The sequence below is a fragment of the Methanobrevibacter smithii ATCC 35061 genome, from assembly GCF_000016525.1.
In the GTDB taxonomy this organism is placed as follows: Archaea; Methanobacteriota; Methanobacteria; order Methanobacteriales; family Methanobacteriaceae; genus Methanocatella; species Methanocatella smithii.
Genome location: NC_009515.1, coordinates 1,663,526 through 1,675,422, shown reverse-complemented (window position 1 = coordinate 1,675,422; position 11,897 = coordinate 1,663,526). Strand labels below are relative to the sequence as shown.

The following is an 11,897-nucleotide window of genomic DNA, read 5'->3' as shown; positions in this document are numbered from 1 at the left end:
CATTATAAAAATTAATATTATATCTGTCAAATAATGTTTATAAATATAATGATTTATCATAACAAATCTAGAATTGAATAGGGAAAAATAGGAAAATAAAAACAAAACACTAAAAATAATTTAAAATTCATTAAATTTAAAAAATAAAATTTAGATATTGCTAAAAGTTTTAGCAACCTATTTGATATAGCTCAAAACCTGCTTCTCTAATTTTAGGTGAATAAATATTCCTGCCGTCAAAAATAATCTTCTGGTTTAATCTTTTAGCTAATTCATCCAAATCAAGAGCTCTGAATTCTTTCCATTCAGTAATTAAAACAAGACAGTCACTATCATCTAAAACATCATATTTGGATTTTTTATAATCAATATTTTTAGAATCAAAGTTCTGTCTGAAATTATCAATGGCTTTTGGATCATATGCTTTTATTTTTCCACCCCTTTTAATAATTTCAGAAGCTATTATTAAAGAAGGTGCACACCTTACATCATCAGTTTGAGGTTTAAAAGAAAGACCCCAAATACCGAAAGTTAGACCTGATAAATCCTCACCAAACCTATCAACAATCTTGTTTACTAAAACAAGCTTTTGATTTTCATTGACATCATCAACATTAGCCAAAATCTTAGGTTCATAACATTATCAAGGGCAGTATTAATCAGCCCTTTTACATCTTTAGGAAAACAGCTTCCACCATAACCGCAGCCAGCATAAATAAAATCATAACCTATTCTTTTATCACTGCCAATACCTAAACGAACATTTTTAACATTTGCACCAACTTTCTCACATATATTGGCTATTTCATTCATGAAAGATATTTTAGTAGCAAGCAGAGCATTGGCAACATATTTGCTCATTTCAGCACTTTTAACATCCATCAAAACAAATCTATCACTATTAACAATAAATGATGAGTATAACTCTTTTAAAGTCTCAAAAACTTCATCATTTTGTGCACCAATAATTACACGGTCAGGATGCATACAATCAGCAATAGCTACCCCTTCCTTTAAAAATTCAGGATTGCTGGCTATATCAATTTTAATATCTTTATTTAAATTAGATTCTATTACTTTCTTAACCTTAAAAGCAGTGCCGACAGGAACAGTAGATTTAATGACAATTAATGAATCCTGGCTAATAACATCAGCTATTTCTGAAGCTACATCATAAACATAATCTAAATTAACGCTACCGTCCTCATGTTCAGGAGTTCCAACAGCTATGAAAATAATATTGGAATTGTCTAAAGCCTCTTTTAAATCACTGGTAAAAATTAAATCTCCCTTTTTTTGATTGGATTTAACTAATGATGCCAAATTAGGTTCATAAATAGGTAAGATATTATTTTTTAAATTAGCTATTTTTTCCAAGTCATTATCAACACAGTAAACTTTATTTCCCATTTCTGCAAAACAAGTTCCGGTAACAAGACCTACATAGCCGGTTCCAATAATTGTCAGTTTCATGAAAAATAATATCTTATTTAAATAATTTAAAGTTTATTATGGCTCCGCCAAAAAGTCAGCTGATTTTTTTATCTGTTTACTAGCATCTTATTTTTTATTAATGCCTGTAATCTAAACAGAACAAAAACTATAAAAACACTTAAAAAAATAAAAATCGTTATTTCATTTTCCAAAAAATAATAATTAATTGGATAAAATGAATCCATATTAATTCAGATACCATTAAAAATACATTTATATTGAATTACTCTTCCAACAAGATAATATTTTTAGGATCTACCTTTAAATAATCAGGAATTATAAATTCATGATCATGTATTTTTTATCTAATTTCCACCATAATCCATTTGCCAACGTTATTTGCCATTCAAAAGGTATTTCCAATTTTGTTGCGTTTATAGTGTCAAATGAATTAATATCATCTTTTTCAGCAGGCAAAAAATCATGTGCCCTTATTCCAATATGAGTAATATCCTGTGAAATTTTTTCAGCTACTTCAAATGTAATTCCCCATTCTAATGATTTAAGATGATAATCATCTATTATTTCAACTTTAGAAATATTTTTACATCCTGTAAGTCTAGCAACCTGAACTTTTTTTGGATTCTCAAACACATCGTGAGTAGTTCCTTTTGCAATAATTTTACCCTTGTCCAATATTAAAAGCTCATCGCAAAACTGAAATACTTCATCACGATTATGGGTAACAAGAATAGAAAATCCGTCAAAATCTTTCAGTACATTACTAAGTTCAATACGTAACTGTTCTTTTAGAAATGTATCCATTGCACTAAACGGTTCATCCAACAGTATAACATCCGGACTGTAAGCCAATATACGGGCCAAAGCTACTCTTTGCTGCTGACCTCCAGATAACTCTCTAGGATATCTCTTTTCCAAACCTTCTAAACGAAAGCGTTTAATCATATCAGTTAACCTTTTTTCATCATAATCTTTAGGTAAACCAATAGCAACATTTTCCTCTACAGTCATATTCGGAAATAATGCATAATTTTGAAATAAGTATCCTACATTTCTTTTTTGGGGCTTTAAATTAATTTTTTCATTAGAATCATAATAAACAGTTTCATCATTTGTAGTTAAACTTATAACACCATTATCTGGATTTACAATACCTGCAACAGATTTTAAAGTCATACTTTTACCACAACCTGAAGGACCTAAAATACCTAAACATCCTTTTTTTAATTCAAAATCCACATTTAAGTCAAATTCTTTAAGTTTCTTTTGAATATTTACTTTTAACAATTCATTACTCATAACATATTCCCCAAATTATTTCCACTGCCTTTCCTTACGTATTGAAACATAATCCATAATAAAAATAGCTATAAATGATATAATAACAATGAATATTACATAATTAAAAGCATCTCCCATATTACCGGCAGCTACTTCAGAATAAACCGCCATTGGAAGAGTTCTAGTTTGTCCTGCAATATTTCCTGCAATCATTGCCGTAGCACCAAACTCACCTAAACCTCTGGCATAGGCAAGTATTCCCCCACTAATAATTCCTGGAAGTGCATTTGCAAGCAAAACTTTCCAGAAAATTTTGAACTCAGACATCCCCAATGTACGGCCAGCATCCAATAAATTAGAATCTACCTGTTCAAATGCACCTCTGGCAGAACGATACATTAAAGGAAAAGACATGACCACTGCAGCGATAACTGTTGCAGACCATGAAAATGCTATTTTCACAGAAAAAAAGTCTACAAAAAACTTACCTATCGGACCCCTAACACCAAAAATATACAATAAAAAGAATCCTACAACAGTAGGAGGCAATACAATTGGAAGTGTAAAAATACCGTCAAGTACAATTTTTACTGAATCATTTTTAAGTTTAACAATGCCCCAGGCAACTATTAATCCTAAAAAAAAGGTTATAAAAATTGATAAACTTGCTGTTTTCATTGAAATAAAAATTGGAGTCCAGTCAGTCATGTTAATAATTCTCCTTTAAATTATCATATGGATTTTAAGTTATAAAGTTTATTCATGAATTGTAAATCCATATTCAACAAATACATCTTTAGCTTCTTTACTTTTTAAGAATTCCATGAACTTTTGAGTAGCATCCTGATGCTCTGAGTTTTTAAGTTCAGCTACCGGATAAATAACTGGAGTTTTTAAAGCATCATCTGGAGCTTCACAAACTACTTTAACATCATCATTAGATTTGGCATCAGTAGAATATACAATACCGCATTCAGCAGACCCCTGAGCTACCTGATTTAATACAGCAGTTACGTCAGTACCTAAAGACAATTTGGATTCAACACTGTCCCATACACCAAGATTGGTTAATACTTCCTTACCATATTGACCTGCAGGTACTGAAGAAGGATCTCCCATAGCAATGTTACCATCTACATTTTTCAAATCCTCAAATGAAGATATGTTTAAGTCGGAATCTTTAGGTACAATCAAAACAACTTTATTTTCTAAAAATTGAATGTTAGTACTGTTATCAATTAAACTTTCATTAACTAATTTATTCATCTGTTTATTACCTGCAGACATAAATACATCTGCATCCAAACCATTTTCGATTTGTTTTTGTAAATCACCGCTTGAAGCATAAGTTGGAGTGACTTTTACTCCAGGATATTTTTCTTCAAACATTGGAATTAATTTTTCATCAAAAACATTTTTTAAACTAGCCGCAGCAGCTAAATTTACTTCCTGTCCATTTAAACTGTCATCAGTGCTTGCTGAACCGTTAGCCCATACTCCAACACCAACAGCCAACACTGCTATTACAACAACAATAGCTATAATCTTTTTTGAAACCACTATTCATCACCTTTTAAAATAAATCAATACCCTCAAAAATTAGTCATAATAACCTAATTGTCAAATAGGTATAATTATAAGTTTAATTTCATCAATATATAAATATTATCATATCGATTTATTTAGCTCCGTCAAGAACTTTAGTGATTAATGTTCAGAAAAATCAGCCATATTCAAAACATCAAAAACTAATTGTTTACAATTTTTCAAAAAAATTAAGAATTTTAGTTGTTTATCCAGTATATATAAAATAATAACCTTTTATTTAAATTTTCTAAACATATTTATTATGGTCATTTACTAACTATATTATTATGGAAAAGAGGATTGTCAAAAAAACACGAGAAGAACTCTCACCAATAGGCTTTGGAGCTATGAGACTACCTTCAAAAAATGGTAAAATCAACTACAAAGAATCTGAAAAGTTAATACACCATGCAATAGACAATGGAATAAACATTATCGATACTGCAGCTATCTATAATAATGGAGAAAGTGAAAAAGTCCTTGGAAAGGCTCTAAAAGGAGAATATAGAAACAAAGTCAAAATTTCTACAAAATTGCCTGCAATGAACATAAAAAAGTATGAAGATATGGAAAAAATATTAAATGAACAGTTAGAAAGGCTGCAAATTGACTGTATTGACTATTACTTTCTACACAATGTTGATTTGAAAGCTATGAACAGACTGCTTAAAAAAGATGTTTTAAAATTCTTATCAAAGGCAAAACAAGAGGAAAAAATAAAATATGTCGGTTTTTCATACCACGGCACTACTGAAGAATTTCCATTATTACTTGATGCATATGACTGGGATATGGTGATGATCCAATATAATTACTTTGATAACAATGTTCAGGCAGATATTGAAGGAATTCACCATGCAGCATCAAAAGGAATGGGAATTTTTGTAATGGAACCTTTAAAAGGTGGAATTTTAGCCGGGAAAATGCCTGATAAAGTTGAAAGTATATTTAAAAAAGCCGACCCCTCAAAAACAAATGCAGAATGGAGCATATCCTGGATTTTAAATCATCCTGAAATAACCTGTGTATTTTCAGGAATGAATAACATAGCTCAAATTGATGAAAATATAGCTATTGGAAATAGTGTTGAACCCCATTCCATGAGTTTGGAAGAACTTGAAACAATCGATTATGCAAAAAGAGCCTTAAAAGAATTGCTTCAAATTAACTGTACAAGCTGCGGATACTGCCTGCCCTGCCCCAGAGGCGTGAATATTCCTGAATGCATGAAAATATATAATGAAAAATATTTATTCAATCAAAAAGGCCTTTTAAATCAAAGCTTAATCGATTATTATTTAACTGTAAGCGGAATTATGATAGACAGTTCAAATGCAGGATTATGTAATGGATGCAGAAAGTGCTTAAGAAAATGCCCCCAACACCTGGACATTCCAAAAGAACTTGATAAAGTTAAAAAAGAATTTGAAGGCCATTTCTTTAAATTTAAAGTATTATTCGTAAAAAGTATCGGTATGAAAATATATCAGAAATTTTTTTAAATAATAAAATAAAAAGTGATAAACATGAAACTCGAAGAAATATTAGCTCCATGCCCAAAATGCGGTTCCAAAGATAAACATGTACACAGAAAAATGTTAGACAATCACAGAGCACATGCAGAGTTAGACACTGTAAAATGCGAAGATTGCGGTTATATTTTCTTTGTAAATGATAGTATGGAAGAAGACGAAAAAAAAGAACTTTTAAAAGAATTAAATAAATATTACGGATAAAATGACTTTTCATGTAATGATAATTCCCACTTTAGGTTGCCAATGCAACTGCAAATACTGTTGGGGTTCAGAATCAACAAAAGAAATGATGGACATTAGCGTAATTGATGACATTATCACATGGTTAAAAGATTTCAGAGATGATAAAGTTCATTTTACATTCCACGGAGGAGAACCTCTTCTTGCAGGCTATGATTTCTATGCTGAAGCTTTAGAAAAATTATCCAAAATAGACAATTTAGAAGGTTTTTCACTTCAAAGTAATATCTGGTTACTTTCAGATGAACTAATCGATTTATTTTTAAAGTACAATGTTGCTGTAAGTACCAGTATTGACGGACCTGAAGAAATTAATGACTATCAAAGAGCAGAAGGTTACTTTAAAAAAACCATTGGCAGATATGAAAGAGCAAAAGAAAAAGGATTAAACATAAACTTTGTTTTAACAGTAACTCAATATTCCAAAGACTACAGTGACGAGTTATATGAATTTTTCAAATCCCATGGTATGAATTTAAAAATACATGCTGCACTTCCGTCACTACGTGGAGACAATGCTGACCCATGGGCTCTTGATCAGGAAGAACACGGAAAACTTTTAATAGACTGGCTAGACAAGTATCTTTATGATTTAGATAAATTCAGTGTAATGGATCTTGACCACATTGCTAAAAGTACATTCAGAAGAAGGGGAACATTATGTACGTTTGCAGATTGTATAGGTACAACATTAGCTGTCGGTGCAGACGGTTCAATTTATCCATGCTACAGGTTTGTAGGAATGGATGAATATATTTTAGGCAATGTCAAAGCAAACCCAAGTTTTGATAAGCTAAAAGAGTCTGACGCATGGGCAAAACTTCAAGAATTTAGAGAATATGTTGATGAAAACTGTGCCAAATGCAGATATGTAAAATATTGCGAAGGCGGATGTCCATATAATGCTATTGTAGCCAGTAAAACTCCAAAAGCTGTTGATCCTCAATGTAAGGCTTATAAAATGATTTTTGGTGAAGTTTCTAAAAGACTTAACAAGGAATTTGCAAAAAATGCATTTGGCGGATTAAACGGACCAGGCATTAAAAAAGAAAATGAAGCTTTCAGTATTATGGATTTGATGATGAAACCATAATATTTTTTTTATTTTAATTTTATTTATATAATAAATCATGTTTTTTTAGAATTAATATTGCCAACTACCTTACAATCAGTTAATTCTTCAATCACACAGAGTTATTATGAGGCTATTTTAAATAATTTGATTTCACCATTAATTTTTTATTAACACTCCCAATTACAGCTCCCACACTTATTTTTACATTCTCTTATTTATTTTTAGTTAAAGAGCATTTAAAAATTACATACATATAATAAAATAACAGATATTACTCTTTTTTATACAATTCATTTAAATATCCTCTTTCAATACACCAATCTTTAAATTCATTGTATTTTACAGGATCTTTTTGAAGATATAACTGCTCATAAAATAATTTATCACTGTGGCTGTTCATTTTTTCAATAGACTTTACTATCTGATGATTCATATCTTCGCCATAACCCATTTTATCCCTTTTTTTAAGCATATAAATCAATCCATACTAGATATATTATAGATACCTATAAATCATAATTTATACACAAAAATATATAAATGTTGTGGTAAAAATAAGTTTAAAAAAAAGTTAAAAAGAAATTATAGAAAATACTTAATTTTAATTTGAAGCTATAATTTCTTTCATATAACTGATTAAATCGTTTTTAGATTCTTCATCATCCATTGCAAATTCTATAGATGTTTTCAACCATTCTAAACGATTTCCTATATCATAGGTTTTTCCTTCAAAGGTATTTCCATAAATTTTATCTAATTTAGCCAGCGCATCAGTAAGCTGAATTTCTCCTCCAACTCCAGCTCCGGTTTCTTTGATTTTATCGAAAATGTCTGGAGTGAGTACATATCTTCCCATAATAGCTAAGTTAGACGGTGCCTGATCAACTGGTGGTTTTTCAACAAGTTCATCAATCTGATAAACATCTGTTTCTATTTCTTCTCCTTTAATTATACCGTATCTTTCCACTTTTTCCTGAGGTACCTTTTCAAGAGAAATAGCTGATGCTTCGTATTTGTTGTAAATATCTATTAACTGTTTTGTACATGGAGTTTTTCCTTTCGTTATTGTATCTCCAAGCATTACTGCAAAAGGTTCCTCTCCCACATGTTTTTTGGCACAATAAATTGCATCACCTAATCCTTTTTGCTCTTTTTGACGAATATAACAAATATCAGCCAAATCAGTGATATCCTGAACCTGTTTTAAATATTTAGTCTTACCAGCCTGCTTTAAAGTATACTCCAATTCAAATGATTTATCAAAATGATCTTCAATAGAACGTTTATTTTTACCAGTTACAATTAAAATATCATCAATACCTGAAGCTACAGCTTCCTCAATAACATACTGAATAGTAGGTTTATCAAAAACAGGCAACATTTCTTTAGGTTGTGCTTTAGTAGCTGGCAAAAACCTAGTCCCAAAACCAGCTGCCGGAATTACTGCTTTCATCTAATTATCACCCTCTTAATTTAATTAATAATAACTTATGTTTTAATTGGTTAAATAGTTAATTATTTTTTACATTTATAAAATTTCACTTAATTTTTCCAATATACAATCAATACTGACATTATAACAGACAATTGTTTTTTGAGAAGATTTCTCACCTTTTGAAATACTAACATCACAATTAAATATTTTAGATAATTCTTTTACAATTTCCTTATTGGCCTTGCCTTTTTGAGGAACTTGCTTAATACGTATTTCAAATCTGTTTCTCCATTCGTTAAATCCTGAAATTTGAAATTTATTGGAATTTGGAGAAACCTCAATATCTATAAAAACATTATTATCTAATGAAGAAATTGCATTTAAGTATTTATTAGACATAATAATCAGAAAAATAGTTTATTAATTAAAGTGCGGGAGACGGGACTTGAACCCGCGAAGGGACTAACCCAATAGGCCCTCAACCTATCGCCTTTGACCACTCGACCACCCCCGCATCACACATAACAAAAGTAGTTATTAAAAAATGTGTTTTTTAAAGTATATAAAGTTAACGATTTTAATATAAACAGTAAAAACTGATTTTTTAATTTCATTATCCAGTTACTCATAATCCATCTTTTTAATAGCCTCATAGACTCTTTTACAATTATTTTTATCATTAAACTCAAAGAAATCATCGACTCTTTTAATATACTGATTTTTCATTTCACATTCACTTTCAATATATTCCATTATCAAATCAATTAATTCTTCATGATTATCAACAACTTCTCCAAAACCCATTGTTTTATAATCAAAATAGCTCTCTTCAATATCAAAATGATAATCCTGAGCATAATGATAATAAATAACTGGCTTTTTTAAATAAGCAAAATCAAAAGCTATTGAAGAATAATCTGTTATTACTAAAGAAGCATGTGTGAAAATATTATTATAACTATTGGAAGTTGAATCAATTGTTACATAATCATTAGTTTCAAATAATTCAATGAATCTGTAAACATTTGGATGCGGTTTAAAAATCAATTTATAACCATGTTCTTTACAAAAATCAATTAAACGAGAATCATTAATTAAAGTATTGTATATTTTGAAGTAATTTGATTTTAATATTTTTTCTTTAGTTGAATGATGGAAATGCCTCCTCCAAGAAGGCATAATTACAATTTCTTTATAATCTTCCTTTTTTTCAAGAGCATCATATCTGGGAAACCCCAATAACTGAGGAACATCTTTATGATAGTTATAAGGATACTTAAAAAATGATTGCAATTCCAGTTTTGATGCAGTTACAATTAATGAAATGTTTTTATCCGCTTTATTAAGCCACATTGAAATATTATCCTTTGTAATACCATGCTGTAAAAATACAAGCCTAAATTTAACAAGACCTGATAAAAAAGGATAATTGCCCCAAAATGGATATACTAAACCATTATCCGGATGGGAGGATATGACCTTTTCTGCAAATAAAGCATATATCCTATGTTTAATAGAACCGTATTCAATGGTTTTTCCAATTTGAGAAACTTCATCAAATGCAAAATTATCTTTATTTAAAACAAAAACCTTTTCAATACCATCATTTATACCAACAGCATATTTAAAAAGATTAATACCATTATCATCAGCCAAATAAGGTAAATCCATAAAAATCCAAATTCTTCTAGATGATAAAAACGGATATAAAATAAAATAAACAATTCTAAATATCACACCAGTTCTCCAGCCCTGATTAGTTTCACGCAACATTGTGTAAATAGTTGAAATCTCATTTTTCAATATTCTTACCCAATTTTTTGGTTTGACAGTTATTACACTTCCTTTAACCTTAGCAATGTGATTTTTTGAAAGTGAATATTTAGAAGTATTTGAAAGTCTGCAAGGCCTATTAAATTTTATTTTAAGATCTTTAAAATCATTAACATCCGTTTTAAATTGGATTTTAAGATTTTTTGAAGTAATTGGAATAAAAAGCTCAAAATCATTATTGTAAGCATATTCAAAATTTAGAGAAAACCTATCTCTTTGTGGATATTTCAACTCTTTAGTTTCAAAAATCTTATCATTAACAAAGGCAAAAACCTTACCTTTTTTATTGAAAAATGTAGTAATAAATCCTGAAACATAAATAACATCATTTTGTATCTCAAAAATATCAATAAAAACCTGATTTAATGATAACTTATCAAGAATATCATTATAAACTTGTTTTCTATATTTACAATCACAATTAGCTAAATAATCATTACCTAAATATTTTAAAAAGAATATATGTGTTTTAAGCTGATTTTGAATATTTTTTTGATTATATATCACATCATCATCAATATTTTGCAAAATAAAAATCAGATTGATGTAAAGTTCATAAATTTCATCATAACTTAAAATATGGTCAATTTTTTTAATTTTGAAAAGCCATTGCAAATCATACATCAATACATATTGAATAAACTTTAAAACTTCACCATAATCTCTTTTAGAACATTCAATTAATTTAAAATGAAACTGTTTAATTCTAGAAATATAGTACTCTTTAGTTTTACTTGAATAATCAAGAAGAGAATTTTTAGCTTCAAATTTTCTATAAAAATAAGATCCGCTTTTAACAAGCCCTAATTTTAGTTTATTTAAAAGAACCTGATTAACAAAAAATGCATCTTCAGCAGTTTGTAATTTATCATTAAATTTAATATTTTCAATAGCTTCTGCTTTAAAAAATGAAGAAGGTCCGGATAATTGAATAAATTCCGGTTGTTTCAATAAATCAACAACTTCTGTTTTTTTAAATTTAAAATTTAAAGGGTGATTACCTTTTTGTGATCCAAAATAATATATTGGAATTGAAACAACATCAATTTCTGAATAATGTTTTTCAAAGAAATTATAAACATCTTTAAATGTATTATGGCTTATATAATCATCACTGTCTAAAAAATTAATATATTTTCCTTGTGCTTCTTTTAATCCCTGATTTCTAGCATGTGCTGGGCCAAAACAATCTTTAGTTGATATATACTTAATATTTTGAGGATATCTAACCCTATATTTCAAACACATTTCTTCTGTATTATCCGTACTTCCATCATTAACTACAATAATTTGAATATTTTTTTCAAAATCCAAACTTTGACTAATAACAGAATCAAATGCTTTTTTTAAATACAAATCAGAGTTATGTGCTGCAATTATAACAGAAAATAAAAATTTATCATGAATTTTTATAGCCCCCCACTATTTTAAAAAATAATCCCAAAAATATATCAGA

General features: G+C 29.0%; 10 protein-coding genes, 1 tRNA gene and 1 pseudogene. 3 read left to right on the top strand and 9 right to left on the bottom strand.

What is annotated here, in order from left to right; translation table 11 throughout:
* Positions 1-169 precede the first annotated feature (169 nt).
* The 4 genes and pseudogenes from MSM_RS08085 to modA all read right to left on the bottom strand — a co-directional run bounded on the left by MSM_RS08085 (position 170) and on the right by modA (position 4,296).
* A pseudogene (locus MSM_RS08085) lies at positions 170-1,473 on the bottom strand (UDP-glucose dehydrogenase family protein).
* Positions 1,474-1,770: 297 nt separating this feature from the next.
* Positions 1,771-2,754, bottom strand: a complete 984-nt coding sequence (locus MSM_RS08080; protein ID WP_011954633.1) for a sulfate/molybdate ABC transporter ATP-binding protein — start codon at positions 2,752-2,754, stop codon at positions 1,771-1,773.
* 15 nt (positions 2,755-2,769) lie between these two features.
* Complete coding sequence (gene modB / locus MSM_RS08075) at positions 2,770-3,444, bottom strand: molybdate ABC transporter permease subunit (protein ID WP_011954632.1); 675 nt, start codon at positions 3,442-3,444, stop codon at positions 2,770-2,772.
* 48 nt (positions 3,445-3,492) lie between these two features.
* Entirely contained in the window at positions 3,493-4,296 is an 804-nt protein-coding gene (gene modA, locus MSM_RS08070) for a molybdate ABC transporter substrate-binding protein (RefSeq protein WP_011954631.1), read from the bottom strand.
* A 314-nt stretch (positions 4,297-4,610) separates the two neighbouring features.
* Between modA and MSM_RS08065 the strand changes: the two genes are divergently transcribed.
* Genes MSM_RS08065 through MSM_RS08055 form a run of 3 tightly spaced genes read left to right on the top strand, consistent with a single transcriptional unit; the run spans position 4,611 to position 7,191 of the window.
* Entirely contained in the window at positions 4,611-5,825 is a 1,215-nt protein-coding gene (locus tag MSM_RS08065) for an aldo/keto reductase (protein WP_011954630.1), read from the top strand.
* A 24-nt stretch (positions 5,826-5,849) separates the two neighbouring features.
* Positions 5,850-6,059 carry a TIGR04165 family Cys-rich peptide gene (locus MSM_RS08060; protein WP_004035214.1) on the top strand — a complete coding sequence of 70 codons (210 nt, stop codon included), beginning with the start codon at positions 5,850-5,852 and terminating at the stop codon, positions 6,057-6,059.
* Between the two features lies 1 nt (position 6,060).
* Entirely contained in the window at positions 6,061-7,191 is a 1,131-nt protein-coding gene (locus MSM_RS08055) for a TIGR04083 family peptide-modifying radical SAM enzyme (RefSeq protein ID WP_011954629.1), read from the top strand.
* Between the two features lie 253 nt (positions 7,192-7,444).
* Here the strand turns inward: MSM_RS08055 and MSM_RS08050 are convergent, their stop codons facing one another.
* The 5 genes from MSM_RS08050 to MSM_RS08030 all read right to left on the bottom strand — a co-directional run bounded on the left by MSM_RS08050 (position 7,445) and on the right by MSM_RS08030 (position 11,797).
* On the bottom strand, positions 7,445-7,645 hold the full coding sequence (locus MSM_RS08050; protein WP_011954628.1) for a hypothetical protein: 201 nt from the start codon (positions 7,643-7,645) through the stop codon (positions 7,445-7,447).
* Between the two features lie 129 nt (positions 7,646-7,774).
* Positions 7,775-8,626 carry a UTP--glucose-1-phosphate uridylyltransferase GalU gene (galU, locus tag MSM_RS08045; RefSeq protein WP_011954627.1) on the bottom strand — a complete coding sequence of 284 codons (852 nt, stop codon included), beginning with the start codon at positions 8,624-8,626 and terminating at the stop codon, positions 7,775-7,777.
* 75 nt (positions 8,627-8,701) lie between these two features.
* Complete coding sequence (locus MSM_RS08040; protein WP_011954626.1) at positions 8,702-9,007, bottom strand: DUF167 family protein; 306 nt, start codon at positions 9,005-9,007, stop codon at positions 8,702-8,704.
* A gap of 31 nt (positions 9,008-9,038) precedes the next feature.
* A tRNA-Leu gene (locus MSM_RS08035) sits at positions 9,039-9,122 on the bottom strand.
* A gap of 107 nt (positions 9,123-9,229) precedes the next feature.
* A complete protein-coding gene (locus MSM_RS08030) occupies positions 9,230-11,797 on the bottom strand; it encodes a bifunctional glycosyltransferase/CDP-glycerol:glycerophosphate glycerophosphotransferase (RefSeq protein ID WP_011954625.1) in 2,568 nt (855 codons plus the stop codon).
* Positions 11,798-11,897: the final 100 nt, after the last annotated feature.